The organism is Streptomyces sp. NBC_00104, assembly GCF_045160825.1.
In the GTDB taxonomy this organism is placed as follows: Bacteria; Actinomycetota; Actinomycetes; order Streptomycetales; family Streptomycetaceae; genus Streptomyces.
Genome location: NZ_CP108215.1, coordinates 6756337 through 6782512, shown reverse-complemented (window position 1 = coordinate 6782512; position 26176 = coordinate 6756337). Strand labels below are relative to the sequence as shown.

At 72.2% G+C, this 26176-nt stretch carries 21 protein-coding genes; 8 read left to right on the top strand and 13 right to left on the bottom strand.

The window, feature by feature from the left end:
- Positions 1-2: 2 nt before the first annotated feature.
- The 10 genes from OG272_RS29835 to OG272_RS29790 all read right to left on the bottom strand — a co-directional run bounded on the left by OG272_RS29835 (position 3) and on the right by OG272_RS29790 (position 10989).
- Positions 3-1559, bottom strand: a complete 1557-nt coding sequence (locus OG272_RS29835; protein ID WP_328223869.1) for an NADH-quinone oxidoreductase subunit N — start codon at positions 1557-1559, stop codon at positions 3-5.
- Positions 1556-3163 (bottom strand): NADH-quinone oxidoreductase subunit M, encoded by a 1608-nt coding sequence (locus tag OG272_RS29830; RefSeq protein ID WP_327728197.1) that lies wholly within the window; start codon positions 3161-3163, stop codon positions 1556-1558. Before OG272_RS29830 ends, OG272_RS29835 begins: the two co-directional genes overlap by 4 nt.
- A gap of 6 nt (positions 3164-3169) precedes the next feature.
- A complete protein-coding gene (locus OG272_RS29825; protein WP_328223868.1) occupies positions 3170-5164 on the bottom strand; it encodes an NADH-quinone oxidoreductase subunit L in 1995 nt (664 codons plus the stop codon).
- Positions 5161-5577 carry an NADH-quinone oxidoreductase subunit NuoK gene (gene nuoK, locus OG272_RS29820; RefSeq protein ID WP_326578905.1) on the bottom strand — a complete coding sequence of 139 codons (417 nt, stop codon included), beginning with the start codon at positions 5575-5577 and terminating at the stop codon, positions 5161-5163. The genes OG272_RS29825 and nuoK overlap by 4 nt, the downstream gene beginning before the upstream one ends.
- On the bottom strand, positions 5577-6299 hold the full coding sequence (locus tag OG272_RS29815; protein ID WP_405896091.1) for an NADH-quinone oxidoreductase subunit J: 723 nt from the start codon (positions 6297-6299) through the stop codon (positions 5577-5579). Before OG272_RS29815 ends, nuoK begins: the two co-directional genes overlap by 1 nt.
- A 50-nt stretch (positions 6300-6349) precedes the next feature.
- On the bottom strand, positions 6350-6859 hold the full coding sequence (locus OG272_RS29810) for a 4Fe-4S binding protein (RefSeq protein ID WP_327728199.1): 510 nt from the start codon (positions 6857-6859) through the stop codon (positions 6350-6352).
- Positions 6860-6972: 113 nt separating this feature from the next.
- Positions 6973-7941 (bottom strand): complex I subunit 1 family protein, encoded by a 969-nt coding sequence (locus OG272_RS29805; RefSeq protein WP_327728200.1) that lies wholly within the window; start codon positions 7939-7941, stop codon positions 6973-6975.
- On the bottom strand, positions 7938-9806 hold the full coding sequence (locus OG272_RS29800; protein WP_405895258.1) for an NADH-quinone oxidoreductase subunit C: 1869 nt from the start codon (positions 9804-9806) through the stop codon (positions 7938-7940). Before OG272_RS29800 ends, OG272_RS29805 begins: the two co-directional genes overlap by 4 nt.
- Complete coding sequence (locus tag OG272_RS29795; RefSeq protein WP_405895257.1) at positions 9803-10579, bottom strand: NADH-quinone oxidoreductase subunit B; 777 nt, start codon at positions 10577-10579, stop codon at positions 9803-9805. The genes OG272_RS29800 and OG272_RS29795 overlap by 4 nt, the downstream gene beginning before the upstream one ends.
- Positions 10570-10989, bottom strand: a complete 420-nt coding sequence (locus tag OG272_RS29790; protein WP_326578913.1) for an NADH-quinone oxidoreductase subunit A — start codon at positions 10987-10989, stop codon at positions 10570-10572. Before OG272_RS29790 ends, OG272_RS29795 begins: the two co-directional genes overlap by 10 nt.
- Positions 10990-11298: 309 nt before the next feature.
- Between OG272_RS29790 and OG272_RS29785 the strand changes: the two genes are divergently transcribed.
- The 5 genes from OG272_RS29785 to OG272_RS29765 all read left to right on the top strand — a co-directional run bounded on the left by OG272_RS29785 (position 11299) and on the right by OG272_RS29765 (position 19002).
- Positions 11299-12540 carry a sensor histidine kinase gene (locus OG272_RS29785; protein ID WP_405895256.1) on the top strand — a complete coding sequence of 414 codons (1242 nt, stop codon included), beginning with the start codon at positions 11299-11301 and terminating at the stop codon, positions 12538-12540.
- Positions 12541-12826: 286 nt separating this feature from the next.
- Positions 12827-14158, top strand: a complete 1332-nt coding sequence (locus tag OG272_RS29780) for a sensor histidine kinase (RefSeq protein WP_405895255.1) — start codon at positions 12827-12829, stop codon at positions 14156-14158.
- A gap of 860 nt (positions 14159-15018) precedes the next feature.
- A complete protein-coding gene (locus tag OG272_RS29775) occupies positions 15019-15678 on the top strand; it encodes a response regulator transcription factor (protein ID WP_326585665.1) in 660 nt (219 codons plus the stop codon).
- Positions 15679-15983: 305 nt separating this feature from the next.
- Positions 15984-17921 (top strand): 2-oxoacid:acceptor oxidoreductase subunit alpha, encoded by a 1938-nt coding sequence (locus tag OG272_RS29770; protein ID WP_327728205.1) that lies wholly within the window; start codon positions 15984-15986, stop codon positions 17919-17921.
- Positions 17914-19002 carry a 2-oxoacid:ferredoxin oxidoreductase subunit beta gene (locus OG272_RS29765; protein ID WP_405895254.1) on the top strand — a complete coding sequence of 363 codons (1089 nt, stop codon included), beginning with the start codon at positions 17914-17916 and terminating at the stop codon, positions 19000-19002. The genes OG272_RS29770 and OG272_RS29765 overlap by 8 nt, the downstream gene beginning before the upstream one ends.
- 46 nt (positions 19003-19048) lie before the next feature.
- Here OG272_RS29765 and OG272_RS29760 read toward each other — a convergent pair whose 3' ends face one another.
- Entirely contained in the window at positions 19049-19471 is a 423-nt protein-coding gene (locus OG272_RS29760; protein ID WP_327728207.1) for a helix-turn-helix domain-containing protein, read from the bottom strand.
- A 91-nt stretch (positions 19472-19562) separates the two neighbouring features.
- On the opposite strand from OG272_RS29760, the gene OG272_RS29755 reads away from it, so the two are divergent.
- The 3 genes from OG272_RS29755 (at position 19563) to OG272_RS29745 (ending at position 22756) form a co-directional block, all read left to right on the top strand.
- On the top strand, positions 19563-20417 hold the full coding sequence (locus OG272_RS29755; RefSeq protein WP_327728208.1) for an SDR family oxidoreductase: 855 nt from the start codon (positions 19563-19565) through the stop codon (positions 20415-20417).
- Positions 20418-20655: 238 nt separating this feature from the next.
- On the top strand, positions 20656-21678 hold the full coding sequence (rarD, locus tag OG272_RS29750) for an EamA family transporter RarD (RefSeq protein ID WP_327728209.1): 1023 nt from the start codon (positions 20656-20658) through the stop codon (positions 21676-21678).
- A gap of 121 nt (positions 21679-21799) precedes the next feature.
- Complete coding sequence (locus OG272_RS29745; RefSeq protein WP_326578929.1) at positions 21800-22756, top strand: M28 family metallopeptidase; 957 nt, start codon at positions 21800-21802, stop codon at positions 22754-22756.
- Positions 22757-22807: 51 nt separating this feature from the next.
- Here OG272_RS29745 and OG272_RS29740 read toward each other — a convergent pair whose 3' ends face one another.
- On the bottom strand, positions 22808-23440 hold the full coding sequence (locus tag OG272_RS29740) for a hypothetical protein (RefSeq protein WP_327728210.1): 633 nt from the start codon (positions 23438-23440) through the stop codon (positions 22808-22810).
- Positions 23430-26171 carry a hypothetical protein gene (locus tag OG272_RS29735; protein ID WP_405895253.1) on the bottom strand — a complete coding sequence of 914 codons (2742 nt, stop codon included), beginning with the start codon at positions 26169-26171 and terminating at the stop codon, positions 23430-23432. Before OG272_RS29735 ends, OG272_RS29740 begins: the two co-directional genes overlap by 11 nt.
- Between the last annotated feature and the right edge of the window lie 5 nt (positions 26172-26176).

The window sequence follows — 26176 nt, the reverse complement described above, 5'->3', positions numbered from 1 at the left end:
CGTCAGAAGAGGCCGGTGTCGGCGAAGCGCAGGATGACCTGGGGCGCGCCGGAGAGGGCGATGCCGACGATCCCGGTGAGGGCGATGGCCACCGTCAGGGGGGCCGGGACGCGGTGCGGCTCGGGTTCGCTCTCGGGGGCGCGGAACAGCAGGGCCGTCCACTGGAGGTAGTAGAAGAGGGCGATCACCACGTTGACGGCCATGACGACGGCGAGCCAGCCGAGGCCCGCGTCGACGGCCGCCGAGAAGACGGTGACCTTGGCGAACAGGCCGATGATGCCCGGCGGCAGACCCGCGAGGCAGAGCAGGAAGAAGGCCAGGAGGAGGGCGGAGAGCGGGTTCGTCGCGTAGAGGCCCCGGTAGTCGCTGACGCGGTTCAGGAGCTTCGTCCGGCCGACCAGGGCGGCCACGGCGAAGGCGCCGAGGTTCACGGCGGCGTACATCAGGGCGTAGGCGACGGTGGAGCCGATGGCCTTCTCGGCGTCGTCGGTGTTCTCGGCGTACGCGGCCGCCGCGATCGGCACCAGGAGGTAGCCGGCCTGGCCGACGGAGGACCAGGCGAGCAGCCGGACGGCGCTGTACGCGCGCGTGGACTGCTGCTTCAGGGCGCCGACGTTGCCGACGGTCATGGTGAGGGCGGCCAGGGCCGCCAGGGCGGGGCCCCAGACGTCGGCGTACGACGGGAGGGCGACGACGGTGATGAGGATCAGCCCGGAGAAGCCGACCGCCTTGCCGACGACCGACAGGTAGGCGGCCACCGGCAGGGGTGCGCCGACGTAGGTGTCGGGGACCCAGAAGTGGAACGGTACGGCGGCCGTCTTGAAGGCGAAGCCGATGAGGGTGAGGACGACGCCGGCCTGGGTGACGGTGTGCAGCTGGCCGTCGACGTTCTGGATCCGGTCGGCGATCTCGGTGAGGTAGAGGGTGCCTGTCGTGGCGTAGACGAAGCTGATGCCCAGCAGGCTGACGGCGGTGGCGGTGACGGACGACAGGAAGAACTTCAGGGCCGCCTCGGAGGACCGCCTGTCGCCGAGCCGGATGCCGACGAGGGCGAAGGCGGGCAGGGAGGCGACCTCCAGGGCCACGATGAGCGTCGCCAGGTCGCGGGAGGCCGGCAGGAGGGCGGCGCCGGCGGCGGACGACAGCAGCAGGAACCAGAACTCCCCTGCGGGCAGGGTCTTCTTCTCGTCCGTCAGGGCCGTCATCGACAGCAGGGCGGCGAGGAGGGCGCCGCCGAGGGCGAGGAACTGGACGACGAGGGTGAAGCGGTCCGCGGTGTAGCTGCAGACGTCCGGGGCGCCGGTCAGGCAGAAGGTGGCGCGGTCGCCGTCCAGGAGGGGCAGCAGGGCCAGCAGGGAGACGACGAGGCCCGCGACGGAGGCCCAGCCGATCAGGGTCTTCCTGCCGTCGCCCACGAAGAGGTCGGCGACGAGCACGGCGAGGCCGACGACCGCGGCGATCGTGGGCGGCGCGATCGCGAGCCAGTCGACGGACTGGACGACGGACTCGGCCAGGGTCCGGGCCTGGTCCTGAACCGGCGGCTGGGCCAAGGGGCTCAACGGGTGCCTCCTGCGAGGAGCTGCTGCACGGCCGGATCGGTCAGACCGAGGAGGGCCGCGGGCCAGAGGCCGGCGAGGACGGTGAGGGCGACGAGCGGGGTCCAGGCCGCGAACTCGTACGTCTGTACGTCGGCGAGCCGCGGCCCCTCCTCCGGTTCCTGCGGGGCGGCGCCCATGCAGACACGGCGGACCACGATCAGCAGGTACGCGGCGGTGAGGAGCGTGCCGAACGCGGCGATCGACATGAAGGTGAGGAAGGCGGGGCGGCTGAGGCCCTCGGCGGGCCGGAACGCGCCGAACAGGGCCAGCATCTCGCCCCAGAACCCGGCGAGTCCCGGCAGTCCGAGGGAGGCGACGGCGGCGAAGGCGAGCAGGCCGCCGAGGCGCGGGGCCCTGCCGTAGAGGGCGGCGCCGGTCTCCCGGGCGAGGGTGTCGAGGTCGGTACTGCCGGTGCGGTCCTTCAGCGCGCCGACCAGGAAGAACAGCAGCCCGGTGATGAGGCCGTGGGCGATGTTGGCGAACAGCGCGCCGTTGACGCCGGTCGGGGTCATCGTCGCGATGCCGAGCAGGACGAAGCCCATGTGGCCGACGGAGGAGTACGCGATGAGGCGCTTGAGGTCGCCCTTGGCGCCCTGCCGGGCGAGGGCGAGGCAGGCGAGGGATCCGTAGATGATGCCGACGACCGCGAAGGCGGCCAGGTAGGGGGCGAAGGTGCTCATGCCCTCGGGCGTGATGGGCAGCAGGATGCGGACGAACCCGTACGTGCCCATCTTCAGCAGGACGCCGGCCAGCAGGACCGAGCCGACGGTCGGGGCGGCGGTGTGGGCGTCCGGCAGCCAGCTGTGCAGCGGCCACATCGGGGTCTTGACCGCGAGCCCGATCCCGATCGACAGAACGGCGATGACCTGCACGGATGTGGTGAGCTCGGGGTGATTGTCAGTGGCGAGTGCCACCATGTCGAACGTGCCCGCCCTGAGTCCGATCAGGAGCAGGCCGAGCAGCATGACCACGGAACCGAGCAGGGTGTAGAGGATGAACTTCCAAGCGGCCTGCGTGCGTTGCTCACCGCCCCAGCGGGCGATGAGGAAGTACATCGGGATGAGGACCATCTCGAACGCGAGGAAGAACAGCAGCAGATCGAGGACGGCGAAGGTCGCGAGGGTGCCGGACTCCAGGACGAGCAGCAGGGCGACGAAGGCCTTCGGGGACGGGCCCGCGGCCCGCGGCGTCAGCCGCTGATGTTGCTGCTTGAAGTAGGAGTAGAGCGCGCAGAGGAAGGTCAGCAGCGCGGTCAGGACCAGAAGGGGGAGGGAGATGCCGTCGATGCCGAGGTGGATGCGCACGTCGAGTGCGGGGATCCAGCTGATGTCCGTGCTCGCCTGCATCTTCGACGGCTGGTCGTGGTCGAAGCCGAGCGCGAGGACGATCGCGGCGATGAGGACCGCGCCGGTCACGGTCATCCCGTGGCGGAGCACGGCCTGTTCGGGTGACTTCCCCTTCAGTCCGGGCGGGGCCGGCAGGAGAGCGGCGGCGGCGCCGATGAGCGGGCCGACGACGATCAACGCCAGAAGGACCTGCATCACGGACTCGTTGATATCGATCACGCCTGCTCACGCTCCCGTGGCGACGACGAGGGCGGCGACCACCAGGACGACGGTGCCGGCGAGCAGCGCGCTCACATAGGTCTGGACGTTGCCGGTCTGGGCCCGCCGTACGGCCGCGCCCAGCAGACGGGGCAGGGCGCCCGCGCCGTGTACGTAGGTGTCGACGACCTCGCGGTCGAGGAACCGGACGAGACTCGCGCCGGCCTGGACCGGGCGGACGAAGAGGGCCCAGTAGACGGCGTCCAGGTGGAAGCCGGCGGCGGCGTGGCGGTGCAGCGGGCCGAGCAGGAGGCGGCCCGGGTCCGCCGGGTCGGGTGCCGAGGCCACGTCTCCGTAGGCGGGGGTGTGGCTGGCGATGGCCTCCGCCTCGACCGTGGCGGCGTCCGCCTCGGGGTGCGCCGCGACCGCGCCGAGGGGGGCGCGGGCCGCCTTGGCCCTGGCGGACCGCCAGGCCGCGTACGTCACCAGGGCGCCGATCAGGGCGACGCCCGTGCCGACGACGGACGTGGTGAGGGTGGGGGCCAGGTCGTCGCCGTCGAACCAGTCGGGGAGCCTGCCGTAGGCGAGCCCGCCGAGGGCGAGGGACGGGACGGCGAGCACCCACAGCACCACGGTCATGGTGCGCGGCTGGCGGCCGTGGTCGGGGGCTTCGGCGCCCTTGCCGTGGAAGGTGAGCAGCCACAGGCGGGTGGCGTACGCGGCGGTGAGCAGGGCCGTGAGGACGCCGGCGACGAGGACGGTCCAGCCCGCGGCGCCGGGGACGTGCTCGGCGTGGCCGGTGGCGGCGTGCTCGGCGGCTCCGAGGACGGACTCCTTGGAGAAGAAACCGCTGAACGGCGGGATCGCGGCGAGGGCGAGGAGGGCCACGGTCATCGTCCAGAAGGCGTCGGGGACGCGGGCGCGCAGGTGGCTCATGCGGGACATGGCGGCCAGGGAGTTGGTGCCGGCGGCGTGGATGATCACGCCGGCCGCGAGGAACAGCAGCGCCTTGAAGGCGCCATGGGAGATGAGGTGGAAGACGGCCGCGCCGCGGTCGCCGACGGCGAGGGCGCCGGTCATGTAGCCGAGCTGGCCGATCGTCGAGTAGGCGAGGACGCGCTTGATGTCGTCCTGGGCCAGGGCGGCGAGGGCCGAGCCCGTCATGGTGATCGCGGCCATGACGGCGAGGACGACCAGGGCCGCCGAGGAGGCGGCGAAGACCGGGAGGAGGCGCGCGACGAAGTAGACACCGGCGGCGACCATCGTCGCGGCGTGGATCAGCGCGGAGACGGGCGTGGGGCCCGCCATCGCGTCGGGGAGCCAGGTGTGGAGGGGGAACTGGGCGGACTTGCCCGCGACACCGGCGAGGAGCAGCAGGGCGATCAGCGTCGGGTGGTCGAGGCCGCCGTCGGCGACGGTGGCCAGGATCCGGGTGATGCGGAAGGACCCGGCGTCCGTGGCGAGGGCGAACAGACCGATCAGGAAGGGGACGTCACCGAGCTTGGTGACCAGGAAGGCCTTGAGGGAGGCGGCGCGGGCCTGAGGGGTCTCCCAGTAGTGGCCGACCAGGAAGTACGAGCAGATGCCCATGATCTCCCAGCCGACCAGGAGCACCATCAGGTCGCCGGAGTAGACGACGAGGAGCATCGCGGAGGTGAAGAGGGAGACGAGAGCGGCGTACGAGGGGTAGCGCGGGTCCTCGCGCAGATAGCCCGTCGAGTAGATCTGCACGCAGGTCGCGACCAGGCCGACCAGGACGGCGACGAGGGCGGCGAAGCCGTCGATGTACAGGGCGAGGTCGATCGGGACCGAGCCGGTGGGGGTGAGCTGGGTGGCCGCCTCGACGGCCCGGTCGCCGCCCTGGCGTACGGCGACCAGGACGGCCAGGGCGAGGGCCGTCAGGGTGGGCAGTACGGCGAGGGGGCGGACGAAACCGGGGGCGGTGCGGCCCAGGAGCAGGCCGGCCGCGGCGCCGAGGAACGGGAGGAGGGGGACGAGGACGGCGAGGGTGGTCGTGGTCACGCGGTGGCCTCGGCCTTCTCGGTCCGGCCGGACGGGTCGGCCGTGCCTGCCGTGCCGGTGGCCTCGTCGGGGGCGTCCGGGCCGTCGGTCCCGTGACCCTCGGCGGTGTCGCGGAGCTTGTCGATGTCCGCGGTGCCACGGTTGCGGTGGACGGCGAGGACGATCGCCAGGCCGATGCCGATCTCGGCGGCGGCGATGGTGATCGTGAACAGGGTCAGCGCCTGCCCGGAGTGCAGGGTCTCCTCGGCGGTCTTGCTGAGCCAGACGTCGAAGGCGACGAGGTTGAGGTTGACGGCGTTGAGCATCAGCTCGACGGACATCAGGACGAGGATCGCGTTGCGGCGGGCGAGGACGCCGTACAGGCCCGTGCAGAAGAGGAGGGCGGAGAGCACGACGGGATAGGCGAGGTGCATCAGCGGACGCCTCCCTTGTCGGTGCCGGTCTCGGATGCCGCCGCGGTCCGGGTTCCGGTCGGCGGCTCGGTCCGGGTTCCGGTCGGCGGCTCGGGCGGGGTGCCGTTGCGGGGGCAGGGAGTGGTCGCGGGGGCCGGGGTGTCCGGCTTCTCCTTGCGGGAGAGGACGATCGCGCCGACCAGCGCGGCGAGGAGGAGGACGGAGAGGGCCTCGAAGGGGAGGACCCAGTTCTGGAAGAGGCTCTCGCCGGTGGCCTCGGTGGAGCCGGCGGCGGGGCCGTCGAGGTCGATCCAGGTGGTGCGGAAGGCGTCGACGACGACCCAGACGAGGGCGGCGGCCGAGGCGACGGCCACGGTGAGGGCGGCCCAGCGGTTGCCGGAGTCGGCGTCCGGGGAGCGGCCGATGGGGGCCTTGGTGAGCATCAGTCCGAAGAGGAGGAGGACGACGACGGAACCGACGTAGATGAGGACCTGCACCCAGGCGATGAACTCGGCGGTGAGCAGGAGGTACTCGACGGCGAGCCCGCCGAGCGCCACCACCAGCCACAGGGCGGCGTGCACGAGCTGCCGGGTGGTGACGGTGACGATCGCGGCGCCGAAGGTGACGAGGCCGACGAGGAGGAAGGCGATCTCGACGCCGGTCGGGGAGAGAAAGCCTTGCTGCGCCTGGGCGAGAAATCCTTGCTGTGCCTGGGCGAGAAATCCTTGCTGTGCCTGGGCCAGGAGGCTGTGCGAGGTCTGGGCGAGGAAGTCGTGGGGCGCCGGGGTGAGGGTCACGAGTCCGCTCCCTCCTCGGATTCGTCCGGCTTGGCCTGCTGGGCCGCCGCGAGCTTCTCGGCGGTCTTGCGGGCGGCGGCCAGTTCCTTGGGTTCTTCGGCGGAGGGGTCGAGGGCCGGTGGGGAGGGGACGGTCCACATCCACTCGCGGAGTTTGTCGCGCTCGTGGGTGAGTTCGTGGATGTCGGTCTCGGCGTACTCGAACTCCGGGGACCAGAACAGGGCGTCGAAGGGGCAGACCTCGATGCAGATACCGCAGTACATGCAGAGGGCGAAGTCGATGGCGAAGCGGTCGAGGACGTTGCGGCTGCGCTCGCGGCCGCCGGGGGCGGCGGGCGGGACCGTCTCCTTGTGGGAGTCGATGTAGATGCACCAGTCCGGGCACTCACGGGCGCACAGCATGCAGACCGTGCAGTTCTCCTCGAAGAGACCGATGACGCCACGGGTGCGGGGCGGGAGTTCGGGCTGGACGTCCGGGTACTGCGCGGTGACGGTCTTCCTCGTCATCGTGCGGAGGGTGACGGCCAGGCCTTTGGCGAGACCACTACCGGGAATCGACAGCCGGGGCCGCCCGGAGGGCGTCGTTGAGGGGTGGGGGTCGGGCGACGGGCGGGACATGGTTACTGGATCACCACCTTGACGACGCCGGTGAGGGCGATCTGGGCGAGGGAGAGAGGGACGAGGAGGGTCCAGGAGAGCTTCTGGAGCTGGTCCTCGCGCAGGCGGGGGTAGGTCACGCGGAGCCAGATGACGACGAAGGCGAGGACGGCGGTCTTCAGGAGGGTCCAGACCCAGCCGAGGCCGTCGGCGCCCCACGGGCCGTGCCAGCCGCCGAGGAAGAGGACGGTGGTCAGGCCGCACAGGACGACGATGCCGGCGTACTCGGCGAGGAGGAACAGGGCGAAGCGGAGGCCGGTGTACTCGGTGTAGGCGCCGAAGATGATCTCCGAGTCGGCGACGGGCATGTCGAAGGGCGGGCGCTGGAGTTCGGCGAGGCCGGCGACGAAGAAGACGATCGCGCCGACGATCTGCCAGGGCAGCCACCACCACTCGAAGGCATCGACGATGCCGACGAGGGAGACCGTGCCGGCCGCCATCGCCACGGAGGCGGCCGTGAGGAGCATCGGGAGTTCGTAGGCGAGGAGCTGGGCGGCGGTGCGGAGACCGCCGAGGAGGGAGAACTTGTTGGCGGAGGCCCAGCCGGCCATCAGCGAGCCGAGGACGCCTACGCCCATCACGGCGAGGACGAAGAAGATGCCGGCGTCGATGACCACGCCGACGGCGCCCTCGCCCGGGCCGATGGGGATGGCGAGGAGGACGAGGAGGTACGGGAGGAGGGCCACGGCCGGGGCGAGCTGGAAGACACGGCGGTCGGCTCCGGCCGGGACGATGTCTTCCTTCTGGGCGAACTTGACGCCGTCCGCGACGAGTTGGGCCCAGCCGTGGAAGCCGCCGGCGTACATGGGGCCGAGGCGGCCCTGCATGTGGGCCATCACCTTGTGTTCGGTCTGGCCGATGATCAAGGGGAAGGTCAGGAAGACGACGAAGACGATGAGGAGTCGCAGGGCGACGTCCAGAGCGTCGTTCACTGCGTGCCTCCCGTAGGGGGGTTGGGGTTGGGGTTGGGGTTGGGGTTGGGCGGGTCTTCGGGGGTGTCGTCGGCGGGGTCGGTGTTGTCCTGGGGCGCGCCGTCGTCAGGGTCGGCGTCGGCGGGGTCGGCGGGTGCCCCCTCGTCGGTGGCCTCGCCGGGCGGGGCCTTGGCCGGGGGCGTGCCGGGCGACTCGGGTTGCTGCGGCGGGGTGTCCGGGGCGGGGGCGCGCTCGTCAGCGGTGGCTGATTCGGGGGTGGCCTGTACGGCGGCACCGGTGTCGGCATTGGTGTCGGCACCGGCATCAGCGTCGGCACCGGTATCTGCACCGGCACCGGCACCGGTATCTGCACCGGCACCGGCCGGATCGGGTTCCGCTGTTGCACCAGGTGTGGCATCCGGCTGGGGGGCTGCGGGGCTGGTGGGGCGCTCCGGCTCGGGCTCGGGCTCGGCCTTCGGTGCGGGCTCGGCCTTCGGCTGGGGCTCGTGTTCGGGTCCGGGCTCGTCGTAAGCCGGGCGGGCGTGGTGCCAGGGCGCGTCCGTGCTGCGGGCGGTGGGACGGGTGGGGCGCGGCTGCGCCGGGGGCTCGCCGGTGCCGGAGGGTTCCGTAGGGGTCGCGCGCTGACTCGCCGAGCCTCCCGATGCGCTGCGGGCGCGGCGCGGTCCGGCGGGAGACGTTCGCTCGGGCCGGGCGGCTCGCTCAGCGGGGGCCGCCTCGTGGCCGGAAGGCGGCTGCTGCCCGGAGGGGGCGGCCGGGTCTCCAGGTGCGGCGTGCTCTTGAGAGGCGGGCTGTTCCCCGGCGGCGGTCTGGGACCCGGGGGCCGTGGAGGCGGCCGGGGGCTGAGCCGGCGGCTGGGTGCGCTGCGTGGTTGAGCCCTCGCTCGCACTGCGGGCGCGGCGGGAAGGCGTAGAACTGCCGCTCGCATCCGGGGCCGAGCCGGCAACCGTCTGGCTGGCCGAGCCCTCCGCTGCCGTGCGGGCGCGGCGCGCGGGCGTAGAACTGCCACTCGCGTCCGGGGCCGAGCCGGCAGGCGCCTGGCTGGCCGAGCCCTCCGCTGCCGTGCGGGCGCGGCGTGCAGGCGTAGAACTGCCACTCGCGTCCGGGGCCGAGCCGGCAGCCGTCTGGCTGGCCGAGCCCTCCGCTGCCGTGCGGGTGCGGCGGGGGGAGGGTGGGGTGTCGGTCGGTGGCTGGGGGGCTGAGCCCTCGTCGGTCGGGCGGGGGCGGCGGGCGGGGCGGTCTCCGGCCGGGCGGGTGGCTGCGCCTCGGGAGGGGCGGGCCGGGGCCGGGGGGAGCTGTCCCTTGAGGGGGCCCCATTCGTTGGGGTCGGGGACGCCGGGCGGAAGCATCTGGCGGCGTTTGGGTGCGCCGTGCGCCGCACCCGCCGCAGGCTCCCCGGGCTCCTTCGCGCCCGGCCAGGCCTTGGCCACACGGGCGGCGAGGACGAAGTCCTTGCGGAGGGGGTGGCCCTCGAAGTTCTCCGGGAGGAGGAGGTGGTCCAGGGCGGGGTGGCCCTCGAAGCGGACGCCGAACATTTCGTGGGTCTCGCGTTCGTGCCAGGCCGCGCCGGCGTAGATGTCGACGGCGGTGGGCAGGACCGGGGACTCGTGGGGGACGGTCGTACGGACGAGGAGGCGTCGGACCGGGGCGAGGGCCACCACGTGGGCCGACACCCGGAAACCCGTGCCCGGCTCGTCGACCGCGCTCAGCCAGTCGAAATACGTGCAGCCCAGGGTGGAGCGGGCCGTGCGCAGCGCCTCCGTCCAGGATGCGGGCGGGACGTCCACGGTGAGAACGCCGTACGACTCCTCCGCCGTGGCCTCGGGGCCGAAGAGTTCCTCGGCGGGGGTGGGCAGCCAGCCGGTCACTTGTCCCCCACTTCAGCGCCACCGCCGGTCGCCGTTTCGGCACCGCCATCGCCATCGCCATCGCCATCGGCACCGGCACCGGCACCGGCACCGGCACCGGCACCCGCATCGGCCGCCGGTGGCTTCACCAGGTCGCTCTGCAGGGCCGCCGTGGACGGGCGGGGGCCGGCCGCAGCCGCCGCCCCCGTGCCGGAGCCGGAGCCTGTGCCGTTGCCGTAGCGCTCGCTCAGTGACTCCCGGGCGATCTTCTCCTGGAGTTTCAGGATGCCCTGGAGGAGCGCCTCCGGCCGGGGCGGGCAGCCGGGGACGTAGACGTCGACCGGGATGATCTGGTCGACGCCCTTGGTGACCGAGTAGGAGTCCCAGTAGGGGCCGCCGCAGTTGGAGCAGGCACCGAAGGAGATGACGTACTTCGGTTCCGGCATCTGCTCGTACAGGCGCTTCACCGCCGGGGCCATCTTGTCCGTGACCGTCCCCGACACCACCATCAGGTCGGCCTGGCGCGGTCCGGGAGCGAACGGGATGACGCCGAGGCGGATGAAGTCGTGGCGGGCCATGGACGCGGCGATGAACTCGATCGCGCAGCAGGCGAGGCCGAAGTTGAAGACCCAGAGGGAGTAGCGGCGACCCCAGTTGAGGATCACCTTCATCGGCTCGGGGGCGAGACGGGCCAGGGCGCCCAGCCGTTTGGGCTCCGGGAGGAGGACGGGCTGCGGGGCGCCCGGCTGCGGGGCGCCCGGCTCCGGCGCGTTCGTTTCTGGCGTCACGTCCATGCCAGGACGCCCTTCTTGTATGCGTAGAGCAGGCCCACGGCGAGGAAACCGAGGAAGACGAACATCTCGACGAGGGTCGTCGCACCGTAGCCGGGGTCCGCGAAGACCGTCGCCCAGGGGAAGAGGAAGATCGAGTCGATGGCGAAGATGACGTACAGGAAGGCGTAGACGTAGTAGCGGACCTGGGTGTGGGCCCAGCCCTCGCCGACGGGGTCGACGCCGCACTCGTACGTCAGGAGCTTCTCCCGGGTGGGGACCTCGGGCCGCAACAGCCGTCCCGCGCCGAAGGCGACGGCGACGAAGAGCACGCCCACGGCGGCGAGCAGTCCGACCACCGAATAGGACTGGAAGTAGTCCGCCGCTACGGCGACGGTCGGTTCCGCCGCTACGGCGACGGTCGGTTCCGGCACGTCCGTCCCTCGCTCCCTGGCCTGGCGATTCGTACGTACGTGATGCGGACGCCGTACGTACTTCGCTGTTCGACGATCTGTACGCACGCGAGTCTAGGCCCTGCTAAAGAGACCGTAAGCAGCCCGTCACAGGTCGGCACGCCCGAGTGCCGTCCTGGCCGGGACGGGCCGGGTCGGGACGGGGCGGGACCGGGCGAAGGGAGCCGGATCGTGAAGGGGCGGGACGGGGCGGGGTGGGGTTTTCCCCAGGGTGGCCGGGGCGGTCCGCCTCATGGCGCGGGGCGGGGGCGGGCGGGCAGGCTGGTGGGCATGACCGATCCCCTCTCCTCCCCGACCGGCTCCGGGCGGCCGTACGGTCGTCCGCTGCCCTCCAGCCGCACGCCCTCCGAACCGCTGCCGCCCGCGCGGTTCGCGTTCGGGGGGCAGACGTGGCGGGAGATCGCGCATCTGCTGGCGAACCTGCCGCTCGCGCTGCTCGGGTTCGTGTACGTGACGACCGTGCTGTTCACCAGTGCCTTCCTGACGTTGACGGTGATCGGTTTTCCGCTGCTCGCCGCCGCGTTGATGGGGGCCCGGCAGCTGGGCCGGGTGGAGCGGATGCGGGCGCGGGCGCTGCTGCGGGTGCGGGTGGACGAGCCGAGTCCGCTGCCGTTCCGCGGGGGCGGGCGCCGGGCGGACGAGGGGTTCTTCGCGCAGGTGTGGATGAGCGTGAAGGATCCGGTCGGCTGGCGTTCGATGCTGTACGAGCTGATCCGGATGCCGTGGGGCATCGCCACGTTCGTCATCACTCTGACGGGGTTGTTCGTGGCGTGGCCGGTGCTGCCGTACATCGTGCGGGGGCTGACGAACGTGGACCGGGTCATGGTGCGGTCGCTGTTGTCGCCCTCCGACGAACTGGAGCGGCGGATCGCGGAGTTGGAGTCCGACCGGGGGGTCGTCGTCGACACGGCCGCGGCCGATCTGCGGCGGATCGAGCGGGATCTGCACGACGGGGCGCAGGCGCGGCTGGTGAATCTGGCGATGGGGCTCGGGCTCGCGAAGGAGAAGCTGCTGGAGGACCCGGACGCGGCTGCCACGATGGTGGCGGAGGCCCATGGTGAGGTGAAGCTCGCGCTTCAGGAGCTGCGGGATCTGGCTCGGGGGATCCATCCGGCGGTGCTGACCGACCGGGGGCTCGACGCGGCGTTGTCGGCGGTGGCCTCGCGGTGTACGGCGCCGGTGAAGGTGACCGTCGATCTGGCCGCGCGGCCTGCCGCCGCCATCGAGGGGATCGCGTACTTCACCGTGTCCGAGTTGCTGCAGAACATCAGTAAGCACAGTGGGGCGAGGGCGGCCTCGGTGGATGTCTGGCGTTCCGACGACCGGCTGCTGATACAGGTGTGGGACGACGGGCGTGGGGGTGCTCGTCTCGACGGGGGGACCGGTATCGCCGGGCTCGCGGAGCGGCTCGGGGCGGTCGACGGGTTGTTCGTCATCGAGTCTCCGGTGGGCGGGCCCACGACGGTCACCGCGGAGTTGCCCTGGCGTGGACGGGATGCCGCCGGCGGTTGACCGGGGGTGTGCGCGGCCGGGGGCCTGGGGGCGGAGGGCTCTTCTGTCGTGGGTGTCTGTTCGCCGTTTCGCCGTGGGGGTGTCGCGGTGTGGGCGGGGGGCTGGTTCGTCGTGGTTGCTCGCGCAGTTCCCCGCGCCCCTTTCGGGGCGCGGGGAACTGCCTTTTCGGGGTGGGGAAAACCCCCGTATCGAGACGCCGACTCGCTCCATGGTCCCGGGGGTCGGGGGCGAGCAGGGTGGGAGTACGACATCGGGAGTGCGGGACGAGTGAAGGCGGGCGACGGTGATGGCCACGGAGTACGGGGACGGGTACGGGAGTTGGGGCGAGGAGCGGCGGCATCGTGTGCCGGCCGGGTTGCGGGCGCCGTTCGAGGCGCGCAGCTGGCGGGAGTTCGGGTATGTGCTGCTGGGGCTGCCGGTCGGGATCCTGCTGTTCACGTACGCCGTGACGATGGTGTCGGTCGGTGCGGGGCTGCTGGTCACGTTCCTCGGGGTGCCGGTGCTGGCGGCGGGGCTGGCCGGGTGCCGGGGGTTCGGTGCGCTGGAGCGGGCGCGGGCGCGGGCGTTGCTCGGGGTGGAGGTGGCCGCGCCGGAGCCGTTGCGGGTCAAGGGGCGCGGGGCGATGGCGTGGATGGGCGCCATGCTGCGCAGCGGGTCGTCGTGGCGTCAGCTGTTGTACGCGGTCGTGCAGTTCCCGTGGTCGGTGTTCTCGTTCGTGGTGGCGGTGACCTTCTGGACGTACGGGTGGGCGCTGCTGACGTATCCGCTGTGGTTCTGGGTCTTCCCCCTGTGGGCCGGGCAGGACGGGTTGCAGCTGTACGGGGACGAGACGCGTGCCGTGTACCTCGACAATCCGTTCGAGGTGACCGTGACCGCGCTGGTGGGGCTGCTCTTCACGATGGCCACGCCGTGGATCGTGCGGGGGTTGACGATGGTCGACCGGGTGATGGTGAGCGGGATGCTCGGACCGTCGCGGCTGGGGGCCCGGGTCGTCGAGCTGGAGTCGGACCGGGGGGTCGTGATCGACACGGCCGCCGCTGATCTGCGGCGGATCGAGCGGGATCTGCACGACGGGGCGCAGGCGCGGCTGGTGGCGCTGGCCATGGATCTGGGGCTGGCGAAGGAGAAGCTGGCGGAGGACCCCCGGGCGGCGGCGGTGATGGTGGACTCGGCGCACGGGGAGGTCAAGACGGCGCTGCAGGAGCTGCGGGATCTCGCGCGGGGCATCCATCCGGCCGTGCTGACCGACCGGGGGCTCGACGCGGCGCTGTCGGCGGTCGCCTCGCGGTGTGCGGTGCCGGTGGTGGTGGACGTGGACCTGCCGGCGCGGCCGGTGCCGGCGATCGAGGGCATCGCCTACTTCACCGTCTCCGAGCTGCTGCAGAACGTCAGCAAGCACGCGGGGGCCACGCGGGCGACCGTGGATGTCTGGAGGGTCGAGAACCGGCTGATGCTCCAGGTCATCGACGACGGGGTCGGCGGCGCCGACACGCGGGGCGGTTCCGGGCTGGCGGGGCTCGCCGAGCGGATCAGGGCGGTCGACGGGATCCTGGTCGTCGACTCACCGGCCGGGGGGCCGACCCGGGTGACGGCGGAGTTGCCGTGGCGGGCTGCGTGAGGCGGTGCGGTGGGGGTGGGGGTACGCGGCGTGAGAACGGTGCCAGGCGATGGCGGGGTACGGGGGAAAGGGGAGGGTGCGGATCCGGGTCCGGGCGCGGGCTCGGGCTCGGGCTCGGGCTCGGGCTCGGGCGGGTGCCTGATGGTGGTGGTCCGAGGGCGGTGCCTCACGGTTGCGGCCCGAGTGTCGTGGAACGAGGGCGGATGGGTCCGCCGGTGATCGCCTGAGGCGCCCTGGCGGCGGCCTCGGCGCCGCGCCGGGGGCGTGTGAAGGGTGTCGCGGTGAGCGCGTCCAGGGGTCACACCCTGGGCGCGCTGCCGTGTTTCCCTGCCGGACGCGCTCGGCGGGCGGGGACCGCGGCTCCATACGCGTGGGCCGTGGCTCCCCTGCGCGCGGCCCGATTCTGCCCCTGCGCACTGCCGTGGTTCCCTGCCGGACGCGCTCGGCGGGCGGGGACCGCGGCTCCATACGCGTGGGCCGTGGCTCCCCTGCGCGCGACCCGATTCTGCCCCTGCGCACTGCCGTGGTTCCCGCCGGACACACTCGACGATCCTCTGGCGGCGGCAGTGGCTCCGTGGGCGCGGGCGGCCCACCTCACCGTTCCCCGCCCCACCCACGCCCGCGCCCGCGCCACTCCACCCCTTCGAGCGGAGCCACCGCGCCCCGGAACCCCCGCCTGGGAGGGACGCGGGTGGTGTTCGGCCAGTTCGTAGGCTGTTTCTGTCTCTCTTTTCTTGGCTGGGCGGCGCCTGGGCGTGCCGATGCTGGAATGCTGGGGGCTGTTGTTCGGGCCGGGCCGAAGCTGGTGGCCGGTCGGGGGTGGTGCGGGTGTCGTGGGGGGACAGGGCGTGGAGGACAGGGTGCGGGTGGTCATCGCCGAGGATTCGGTGCTGCTGCGAGAGGGGCTGACGCGGCTGCTGACCGACCGGGGGCACGACGTCGTGGCGGGGGTCGGGGACGGGAACGCCCTGATCAAGACGATCACCGAGTTCGCCGCGCAGGGGGATCTGCCGGACGTGGTCGTCGCCGATGTGCGGATGCCGCCGACGCACACCGACGAGGGTGTGCGGGCCGCCGTACAGCTGCGGAAGCAGCACCCTGAGCTGGGGGTGCTCGTGCTGTCGCAGTACGTGGAGGAGCGGTACGCCACCGAACTGCTCGCGGGGTCCAGTCGCGGCGTCGGGTATCTGCTGAAGGACCGGGTCGCCGAGGTGCGGGAGTTCGTGGACGCGGTGGTGCGGGTGGCCCGGGGCGGCACGGCGCTGGACCCGGAGGTGGTCGCGCAGCTGCTCGGGCGGAGCCGGAAGCAGGACGTGCTCGCGGGGCTGACCCCCCGGGAGCGCGAGGTGCTGGGGCTGATGGCGGAGGGGCGGACCAACTCGGCGGTCGCCCGGCAGCTGGTCGTCAGTGACGGTGCCGTCGAGAAGCACGTCAGCAATATCTTTCTGAAGCTCGGGCTGTCCCCCAGCGACGGGGACCACCGGCGCGTTCTGGCGGTGCTCACCTACCTCAATTCATGACCGTCTGACACTGTGTCAGCAAGGGGCGGTCGATCGCCCGCCCTCCACCCGGACCCCACCCGCTCTCCGCCCACCCCCTGCCCGTCCTCCGTCCGGACCGAGAACCATCGGTCGGCGGTGCGCGTCTCCGAAGGAAGCGGCAGGGGCGGGTAAATCATGACAAGTCAGGGCGTCAGGCAGTCTCAAAACAGCGTCCATCAGGCGAAAGGACGAGGGAAGGCCACCCTCGCCGACGTAGGGTTGGTCCGGGGAGGGCCGGCGGGACGGCCGTTCCCGGACAGCCGCCTCAAGGGAGGTCCAGTTCAGTGACCAGCCAGGTCAGCAGCCCAGCGGAGCCGGCCGACGAGGCCGCTCTGGGAGAACTGAGGGAACAGCGCAAACCGGCGGGGACGAAGGACGTCCGCCGACTCGATCGGGTGATCATTCGCTTCGCCGGGGACTCCGGTGACGGTATGCAGCTCACCGGCGACCGCTTCACCTCCGAAACGGCCTCCTTCGGCAACGACCTCTCCACCCTGCCGAACTTCCCCGCCGAGATCCGCGCCCCCGCCGGCACCCTCCCGGGTGTGTCCAGCTTCCAACTGCACTTCGCCGACCACGACATCCTCACCCCGGGTGACGCGCCCAACGTGCTCGTCGCCATGAACCCGGCCGCCCTGAAGGCGAACATCGGTGACGTGCCGCGCGGCGCGGAGATCATCGTCAACACGGACGAATTCACCAGACGGGCGATGCAGAAGGTCGGGTACGCGGCCAACCCGCTGGAGGACGGGTCGCTGGACGGATACAGCGTCCATCCGGTGCCGCTGACCACCCTCACCGTCGAGGCCCTCAAGGAGTTCGACCTCAGCCGCAAGGAGGCCGAGCGCAGCAAGAACATGTTCGCGCTCGGCCTTCTGTCGTGGATGTACCACCGGCCGACCGAGGGCACCGAGAAGTTCCTGGCGGCCAAGTTCGCCAAGAAGCCCGAGATCGCGGCCGCCAACCTCGCCGCCTTCCGCGCCGGGTGGAACTTCGGCGAGACGACCGAGGACTTCGCCGTCAGTTACGAGGTCGCGCCGGCCGCCACCGCCTTCCCCGTCGGCACGTACCGGAACATCTCCGGGAACCTGGCGCTGTCGTACGGGCTGATCGCGGCGTCCCGGCAGGCGGATCTGCCGCTGTACCTGGGCTCGTACCCGATCACGCCGGCCTCGGACATCCTGCACGAGCTGAGCCGGCACAAGAACTTCGGTGTGCGGACCTTCCAGGCCGAGGACGAGATCGCGGGCATCGGGGCCGCGCTGGGGGCCGCGTTCGGGGGTTCCCTGGCGGTCACGACCACCTCCGGTCCCGGGGTGGCGCTCAAGTCGGAGACCATCGGGCTCGCCGTCTCGCTCGAACTGCCGCTGCTCGTCATCGACATCCAGCGCGGCGGACCGTCCACCGGGCTGCCGACCAAGACCGAGCAGGCGGACCTGCTCCAGGCGATGTACGGCAGGAACGGGGAGGCGCCGGTGCCGGTGGTCGCGCCGCGCACTCCGGCCGACTGCTTCGACGCGGCCATCGAGGCCGCCCGGATCGCGCTGACGTACCGCACGCCGGTGTTCCTGCTGTCGGACGGCTACCTGGCCAACGGCAGCGAGCCCTGGCGCATCCCCGAGATCGACGAACTGCCGGATCTGACCGTGCAGTTCACCCAGGGACCCAACCACACCCTCGACGACGGCACCGAGGTCTTCTGGCCCTACAAGCGCGACCCGGAGACCCTCGCCCGCCCCTGGGCGATCCCGGGCACGCCCGGCCTCGAACACCGGATCGGCGGCATCGAGAAGCAGGACGGCACGGGCAACATCTCGTACGACCCGGCCAACCACGACTTCATGGTGCGCACCCGGCAGGCGAAGATCGACGGGATCGACGTGCCCGACGTCAAGGTCGACGATCCGCACGAGGCCCGGACCCTGGTGCTGGGCTGGGGGTCGACGTACGGGCCGATCACGGCGGCGGTACGGCGGCTGCGTACGGCCGGGGAGTCCATCGCACAGGCCCATCTGCGGCACCTCAACCCCTTCCCGCGGAATCTGGGTGCGGTGCTGAGGCGTTACGACAAGGTGGTGGTCCCCGAGATGAACCTCGGGCAGCTCGCCCTGCTCATCCGGGCGAAGTACCTGGTCGACGCCCATTCGTACAACCAGGTGAACGGCATGCCGTTCAAGGCGGAGCAGCTCGCCACGGCTCTCAAGGAGGCCATCGATGGCTGAGAGGTCCACGGAAGGCGCGGGTACGGGAGGCACGATCGAGGCGCTTTACCTCGTGCCCAAGGCCACGGCCCGGCAGTCCATGAAGGACTTCAAGTCCGACCAGGAGGTGCGCTGGTGCCCCGGCTGCGGTGACTACGCGATCCTCGCCGCCGTCCAGGGCTTCATGCCCGAGCTGGGGCTGGCCAAGGAGAACATCGTCTTCGTCTCGGGCATCGGCTGCTCGTCCCGCTTCCCGTACTACATGGACACGTACGGGATGCACTCGATCCACGGGCGGGCGCCGGCGATCGCGACCGGGCTCGCCACCTCGCGGCGTGACCTGTCCGTGTGGGTGGTGACCGGTGACGGCGACGCGCTGTCCATCGGCGGCAACCATCTGATCCACGCGCTGCGCCGCAATGTGAACCTGAAGATCCTGCTCTTCAACAACCGCATCTACGGCCTGACGAAGGGCCAGTACAGCCCGACGTCGGAGGTCGGGAAGGTCACCAAGTCGACACCGATGGGGTCGCTGGACGCGCCCTTCAATCCGGTGTCGCTGGCGATCGGGGCGGAGGCGTCGTTCGTGGCGCGGACCGTCGACTCCGACCGCAAGCATCTGACGGAGGTACTGCGGCAGGCCGCCGCCCACCCGGGGACGGCACTCGTCGAGATCTACCAGAACTGCAACATCTTCAACGACGGCGCCTTCGAGGTCCTCAAGGACCGGCAGCAGGCGGAGGAGGCCGTCATCCGGCTGGAGCACGGCAGGCAGATCCGGTTCGGGCCGGCCGGCACGCGGGGGGTCGTACGGGACGAGGTGTCCGGTGATCTGAAGGTGGTCACCGTGACCGAGGAGAACGAGTCGCGGATCCTGGTCCACGACGCGCACGCGCAGTCCCCGACCACGGCTTTCGCGCTCTCCCGGCTCGCCGACCCGGACACCCTCCACCACACCCCGATCGGCGTCCTGCGATCCGTCGAACGGCCCGTCTACGACACCCAGATGGCCGACCAACTCGACTCCGCCATCGAGCAGTTCGGCAAGGGAGACCTGTCGGCGCTGCTGGCGGGCGGGGACACGTGGACCGTCGTCGGGTGACCACGACCGTCAGCTGAGCATGGTCACCCCAGGGGCCCGGGCCGGTTCAGGCCCGGGCCTCGTCGTACGCCTGCCGGGCCTGCTGCACGTCGTCCATGCGGTCCTTGGTCCAGCCCGCCAGGGCACGCACCTGTTCGGCGGCCTCGCGGCCGAGGTCGGTGAGGGAGTAGTCGACGCGGGGCGGGATGACGGGCTTGGCGTCCCGGTGGACGAGGCCGTCGCGCTCCAGGGTCTGGAGGGTCTGGGTGAGCATCTTCTCGCTGACGCGGCCGATGGCCCGGCGCAGCTCACTGAAGCGGTACGGCCGCTCCAGCAGCTCGATCAGGACGAGGACACCCCAACGGCTGGTGACATGCTCCAGGACGAGGCGGTAGGGACAGACTCCCTCGCCGTCCCTGTCGTCCTTGTGATCCTTGTGTCCCTTGTCGTGCTTGGTCGCGGGCTGTGTCGACACCTTACTTACGGCCATGCCAGTACCTTACTTCAAAGTGGGTACTTTCGCAGAGTTAGCGCACCCCCTAGGGTTAGTGGCGCACCCGCCCCCCTGGAGGAGTTTCACCATGAGCATCGTCGTCACCGGAGCGACCGGACACCTCGGCAAGATCGTCGTCGAGGGTCTGCTGGAGAAGGTCCCGGCCGAGCAGATCACGGCCGTCGTCCGCAGCGAGGAGAAGGCCGCCGGGTTCGCGGCGCGCGGCGTGAAGATCGCCGTGGCCGACTACAACACCCCCGAGACCTTCGACGGCCTCTTCGCCGCCGGCGACAAGGTGCTGCTGGTCTCCGGCAGCGAACTCGACAAGAACCGCGTCGCCCAGCACCAGGTCGTGATCGACGCCGCCAAGGCGGCCGGGGTCGCGCTCCTCGCGTACACCAGCGCGCCGGGCAGCCTGACGGCCGCGCTCGCCAACGACCACCGGGGCACCGAGGAGGCGCTGCTCGCCTCCGGTCTGCCGTCCACCCTGCTGCGCAACGGCTGGTACAACGAGAACTACACCGAGCAGCTCGCGCCGGTGCTGGAGTACAGCGCCGTCACCCACGCCGCCGGCGAGGGCCGGGTCTCCTCCGCGGCCCGCGCGGACTACGCGGCAGCCGCGGTCGCCGTGCTGACCGGCGAGGGCCACGAGAACCAGACGTACGAGCTCGGCGGCGACACCGCCTGGAGCTTCGCCGAGTACGCGGCCGAGCTGAGCAAGCAGACCGGCAAGGAGATAGCGAACAACCCCGTCCCGGTCGAGGCCCTCACCGGCATCCTGACCGGCGCCGGGCTCCCCGAGCCGCTGGCCGCGACCCTCGCGGGCGTGGACGCGTCCATCGAGAAGGGTGAGCTGGTCGTCTCCTCCGGTGACCTCTCCCGCCTCATCGGCCGCCCGACCACGCCGATCGCGGACTCGATCGCGGTGGCACTGAAGGCGTGACCCGCCCGGATCGAGCAGCTCGGCCCGGGGCCCAGCCGTCCGGCCCGGCTCCGGGGCCGTAGGACTCCGGAGCCGTAAGACTCCGGTCGGCGCCCCGGACTCCCCCTCGGGGCACCCACCCCCGGCTGTCATGACCGTATCCCGATACGGGCATGACAGCCGGGGGTGCTCGGCGTTACCTTCGGGAGGCCGAGGGTTCGGGGGTCGCGGTGGCGCGGCCGGGCGAGGAGGAGGGGCCGTGGCTGCGCAGCCGAGGGGCGAACACCGGATAGGCCTGTTGAACGGCTTCGCCGCGTACGGGATGTGGGGGCTCGTCCCGCTCTTCTGGCCCCTGCTGAAGCCGTCCGGCGCGGTGGAGATCCTCGCCCACCGCATGGTCTGGTCCCTCGCGGTCGTCGGTGTCGCGCTGCTGGTGCTGCGGCGCTGGTCCTGGGCCGGTGAGCTGCTGCGACAGCCACGCAGGCTCGCTCTGATCACGGTCGCGGCGGCGACGATCACCGTCAACTGGGGCGTGTACATCTGGGCCGTGAACACCCACCAGGTGGTCGAGGCCTCCCTCGGGTACTTCATCAACCCGCTGGTCACCATCGCCATCGGCGTCCTGCTGCTGAAGGAACGGCTGCGGCCCGTCCAGTGGACGGCGGTCGGCGTCGGCTTCGCGGCCGTCCTCGTCCTCACGATCGGCTACGGGCGGCCGCCGTGGATCTCCCTCTGCCTCGCCTTCTCCTTCGCCACGTACGGGCTGGTGAAGAAGAAGGTCAACCTGGGCGGTGTCGAGTCGCTCGCCGCGGAGACCGCGATCCAGTTCCTGCCCGCGCTGGGATATCTGCTGTGGCTGGGGTCGCGAGGGGACGCCACCTTCGGTCCGGAGGGGACGGGACACGCCCTGCTTCTCGCCGCGACCGGACTGGTGACCGCCCTGCCGCTGGTCTGCTTCGGGGCGGCCGCGATCCGGGTGCCGCTGTCCACGCTGGGGCTGCTGCAGTACCTGGCGCCGGTGTTCCAGTTCCTGCTGGGGGTCTTCTACTTCGGCGAGGCCATGCCGCCCGAGCGCTGGGCCGGCTTCGCGCTGGTGTGGCTGGCGCTGTCGCTGCTGACGTGGGACGCACTGCGGACGGCACGGGTGGCGCGGAGGCGGCTGGCGGAGTTGGAGGACTCGGAGGGACGGGACGAGCAGGACGAGCGGGACGAGCGGGACGAGCGGGAGGGGCCGTCGGCGGCCACCGAGGCCTCCGGTGTGCCCACCCCCCTGGCCAAATAGCACTCTTGACGGAGAGTCAGTCCCACCCGCACCATCCAGGCACCTCATTCAGCCGGGATCGCCATGGACACATCAACAGTGTCGTCCATGGCGATCCCCATGGAATTCGGAGCCCCCCACTATGAAGCTCTCCGTTCCAGCCACGGGACGCACCGCCGTCGCCGCCGCCGTCGCGGTGGCCACGCTGTTCACCACCGGGTCCATAGCCGGGGCGGCGCCCGCCCCGGACGTGACGGTCGCCGCCGCGCCCGACCTCCCCGTGGCCAACGTCAAGGCCCACCTGACCCAGTTCCAGTCCATTGCCGCCGCCAACGGCGGCAACAGAGCGCACGGCCGCGCCGGCTACCTCGCTTCGCTGAACTACGTGAAGGGCAAGCTCGACGCGGCGGGCTTCGTCACCACCACGCAGTCCTTCACCTCCGGCGGCCGCACCGGCTACAACCTGATCGCGGACTGGCCAGGCGGCGACACGAATCAGGTTGTCATGGCCGGTTCACATCTGGACAGTGTCACCTCGGGTGCCGGCATCAACGACAACGGCTCGGGTTCCGCCGCCGTACTGGAGGCCGCGCTGACCGTGTCCCGCACGAACTACCAGCCCACGAAGCACCTGCGGTTCGCCTGGTGGGGCGCGGAGGAGCTGGGCCTCGTCGGCTCCCGCTACTACGTCAACAACCTGTCCACCGCGAACCGGGCCCGCATCAGCGGCTATCTCAACTTCGACATGATCGGCTCGCCGAACCCCGGGTACTTCGTCTACGACGACGACGCCGTCATCGAGCAGACCTTCAAGGACTACTTCACCGGGATCGGTGTCGCGACCGAGATCGAGACCGAGGGCGACGGCCGCTCCGACCACGCGCCCTTCAAGAGCGCCGGCGTTCCCGTCGGCGGCCTCTTCACGGGGGCGAGCCGCGCGAAGACCGCCGCGCAGGTCGCCAAGTGGGGCGGCACGTCCGGCCAGGCCTTCGACCGGTGCTACCACTCCTCCTGCGACACCACGTCCAACATCAACGACACGGCGCTCGACCGAAACGGGGACGCGCTGGCGTACGCGGTGTGGGAGCTGTCGGAGTAGGGGCGGCGCCTCTCGTAGGCAGAGCTTCAGGTGGTGTGGTTCCGGGGTCGGTCAGCGGCGTGGACCCGCGGCCGGCCCCGGCCCCTGCGGTACGGCGGGTGCGCGGGTGCGGTTGATCACCGAGGTGCGTTCCGCCGCGAGGGCGTGGGCGTGGGCCGGGGTCGCGCTCGTCGACCTGAGGCGGGACGCGACCGAGGTGGGCATCCGGGTGCCGTGGGCGAGATCGGCGGCCGCTCCGGAACGGAGGGCGCCGACCCGGGCCAGGTGGCTCTGCCGCTGTTCCGGGCTGAGCGAGGCGACGTCGGCACCCAGAGCGGCCCGTACGGCCGCGGGGTGCGTCGGGATGGGCGCGGCGCCCTGCGCGGGGGCCCGGGAGGGGTCCAGGCCGGCGGAACGCAGGGCCGCGGCGCGGGCGTTCCAGGGTGCCGCGTCCGGGACACGCCGGCCTGCTCCTTCGTGCTGCCGCCGGCCCCCGCTGCTCGTCGGGTGGTCGACGGTGCGCCAACTCATCGTGCCGGTCAGCTCGTTGACGTGGACCTCGACCCGGGGGCGGCGGGTGGTGGCGGGCGAGCCCGGGGAGCGGTGGCGGGCGGCCTCGGCGGCGGACCCGGACCCGGCGCTCTGCGCGGCTCCGAGGAGCCGCCGGGCGTCCGGTTCTCGTCGTCCGGAGTGGTCACTGGCCATGGGCGTAAGGGGCGGGGTCGAGGGCGCGGGCCCGTTCGGTGAGGCGGGTCATGCGGGTGCGGGCCTTTTCGAGTTGTTCCAGGTCGTCGGCGGCGGGACCCGCGTCGGCGGCGAGGTCGGCCCAGACGGCGATCAGGTCGCGGCCCAGGTGCAGACCCTGGAGCGGGTCGCGGACCGCGCGCCAGGCAGCCGCCGCGCTCTGGACGTTGCCGTACGCGGCCCGCTGGTCGCGCAGACGGTGGCGGAGGACGGCCAGGTCGAGGGAGAGGTGGAAGGAGCGGAGGGCGTCGCCGGCCAAGTAGGCGATGTAGGCGGTCAGTTCGCGAAGTTTCAGTACCTCGGGGTGCTGTGGGCCCAGCGTCGCCGTCGCCTGCGCGACCGTCTGCTCGGCCATCTCCGCGGCCTCCTGGATCCGGCCCAGTTTCACCGCCTCGTTGATGCGCGACACGGGCTCCGCGAACGGTGACGCCGTGTCGCCGCCCTCCTCCGCCGTGTCCAGCACCGCTTCGGCGACCGCGTCGAACTCCCGTACCGGCGCGGGCTTCGGCGCGCTGTCCTCCTCCAGCACCTTCCACTCGGGAGCGGAGTAGGCATCGGTGGCGGACTCCTCCGGAGGGGCCAGTACGGGGGGTGCGGATGCGGATGCGGATGCGGATGCGGGTTCGGGTGCGGGTGCGAATGCGGGTTCAGGGGTGGGAGCGGGGGCGGTCGTGTGCGTCGGCATCGGCATCGGCGTCGGGGCCGGTGTCGGTGTCGGTGTCGGTGTCGGCGGCCAGGGCTGGGGCTCCAGCGTGGCGGGCCCCGACTCCGGCGCCGCCTCCGAGGCAGGGGACGGGGACGGGGACGGCTGGTGCGTCGGCTGCGGGGTGGGGTCCTCGGCCGGTGCCGGGGGCCAGGGCTGCGGGTTCAGGGAGGCCGATGCCGACCGTGGGGTGTCGGAGGAGATGTCGGGCGGGGTGGTGGCCTGCTCCGGGTGCCAGGGCCGGGGAGTCGTCCGGGCCGGAGGCTGAAGCAGCTCCGGGTCCATGACCGGGCCGAACTCGCCTGTCGGGGGCGAGACGGTGCCGGGGGTCGGGGCGGCGTCGCCGGTCGGCTCGGTGCCGGAGGCCGCGGCGGCGTCGCCGGTGGGCTCGGCCGACGAGGGCTTGCCGTCCGGGTCCACCGGAATGCCCGGCAGGGTCAGCGGGAGCCCCGGGGTGCGGGGCGGCCGTGCCAGGGGCCCCTCCTTCGGTTCCGGCACCGCGCGCAGCACGTACGTCGAGGGCGCGACCCCGCCGGACACCGGGTCCGACGGCTGCCCCTGCTGCCCCTGCTTCTCCTTCGCCGCCGTGAGCGGCATCGTGCGGGGCTCCCGCTTCACCTCGGGGGCCGCCGCGGCCACGGGTTCCGCCGAGGGCCGGTCCGACTGCGCCCCGGGGGCGACGGACGACTCCGGCATCGCGTGCGGGGGTGCGACCGCGGGCGCCGGCTTCGCCGCCGACAGCGGCAGCGTGCTCGGCTCCCGCTTCGGCCGCTCGGGCTCCGGCGCGGCCGACTCCGCCGAGGGCACCGGCTTCCCCGCGGCCAACCGCATCGTGCTGGGCTCCCGCCTCGGCTGCTCCTGAGAGTGCGTCCGCGACTCCGGCCGCACGTCCCGCTGGGCCTCCGGCTGCACGTCCCGCTGGGCTTGCGGCTGCGGGTGCGGGTGCGGCTGGCGCTCGGGGTGCGCCGACGACTCCGGCCCGGCCTGCGCCGACCACTGCGGCTGGGCCTGGGCCTGCGGCTCTCCGTCCAGCTGCGGCTGCCGCTCGGGCTGCGCCTCGGGCAGCACTTCCGGTTGCGGTCGACGCTCAGCCTGCACCTGCGCCTGCGCCTGCGCCTGCCAACTCGGCTCCGGCTGGGCTTGCGCGTACGGCTGCGGCTGCGGCTCTCCGTCCAGCTGCGGCTGCCGCTCGGGCTGCACCTCGGGCAGCACTTCCGGTTGCGGTCGACGCTCAGCCTGCGCCTGCGCCTGCGCCTGCGCCTGCCAACTCGGCTCCGGCTGGGCTTGCGCGTACTGCTGCGGCTGCGGCTGCGGCTGCGCATGGGGTGCCGTACCGGTCGGCTGGTTCGATCGGTCCTGGTCGTCCGGGAGTTCAGGGCCCGCGGCTGCCGACTCCGGCACCGCGCGCAGGACATGTGTCGACCGGTCACGGCGTGGGCCGTGTGCGGGAGCCGACGGCTCGGGAGCCTCCGGCGCCGCCCATCGGGCCGCCTCCTCGCCGAGGTGGGCCGCCGCGGCCGTACCCGACCGGCCGGCCACGGGCGTGGGCCCGACCGCGGGCGCGGGCGGGATCCCGGGCGTACGCACGCCCGGATCCGCAGCCACATGCCCACGCACCCCCGCACCCGGCACCGCCCCCTCCCGCTCACTCACCGGCGGCGCTCCCGCGAACCCCCTCGGCTCTCCCACCCGTACCGGTTCCCCGGCGTAGTGGCTGGAGCCGTCGACGTGGATCTGGAGAGGGACGACGTAGCCGATGCGTTCGTCGTGGACGGTGGCGAGGACGGGGTGGCCGGTGGCGAGGGCGAGGCGGTGGAGATAGTCGAGTGCGGCGGCCTGGAGGGACTCCCCGGCCGCCGGGGGCACGGACATGCCGCCGACCGTCGCGCCGGCCTCGGCGGAGACGCGTACGTCGATCGGGGTCAGTCCGGCCGGCGCACGCCCCGCGCGCTTGAGTTCCCGCTTCTGTTCGCGGCTGAGTCGAGTCATCGTTC

What these genes read in the sequence shown, in the direction of transcription:
- OG272_RS29745 (WP_326578929.1), top strand. Translation starts at nt 21,800, where the DNA reads ATGAAGCTCTCCGTTCCAGCCACGGGACGCACCGCCGTCGCCGCCGCC.
- OG272_RS29795 (WP_405895257.1), bottom strand. Translation starts at nt 10,579, where the DNA reads ATGGACGTGACGCCAGAAACGAACGCGCCGGAGCCGGGCGCCCCGCAG.
- OG272_RS29735 (WP_405895253.1), bottom strand. Translation starts at nt 26,171, where the DNA reads ATGACTCGACTCAGCCGCGAACAGAAGCGGGAACTCAAGCGCGCGGGG.
- OG272_RS29780 (WP_405895255.1), top strand. Translation starts at nt 12,827, where the DNA reads ATGGCCACGGAGTACGGGGACGGGTACGGGAGTTGGGGCGAGGAGCGG.
- OG272_RS29785 (WP_405895256.1), top strand. Translation starts at nt 11,299, where the DNA reads ATGACCGATCCCCTCTCCTCCCCGACCGGCTCCGGGCGGCCGTACGGT.
- OG272_RS29810 (WP_327728199.1), bottom strand. Translation starts at nt 6,859, where the DNA reads ATGACGAGGAAGACCGTCACCGCGCAGTACCCGGACGTCCAGCCCGAA.
- OG272_RS29765 (WP_405895254.1), top strand. Translation starts at nt 17,914, where the DNA reads ATGGCTGAGAGGTCCACGGAAGGCGCGGGTACGGGAGGCACGATCGAG.
- OG272_RS29755 (WP_327728208.1), top strand. Translation starts at nt 19,563, where the DNA reads ATGAGCATCGTCGTCACCGGAGCGACCGGACACCTCGGCAAGATCGTC.
- nuoK (WP_326578905.1), bottom strand. Translation starts at nt 5,577, where the DNA reads ATGCACCTCGCCTATCCCGTCGTGCTCTCCGCCCTCCTCTTCTGCACG.
- OG272_RS29760 (WP_327728207.1), bottom strand. Translation starts at nt 19,471, where the DNA reads ATGGCCGTAAGTAAGGTGTCGACACAGCCCGCGACCAAGCACGACAAG.
- OG272_RS29740 (WP_327728210.1), bottom strand. Translation starts at nt 23,440, where the DNA reads ATGGCCAGTGACCACTCCGGACGACGAGAACCGGACGCCCGGCGGCTC.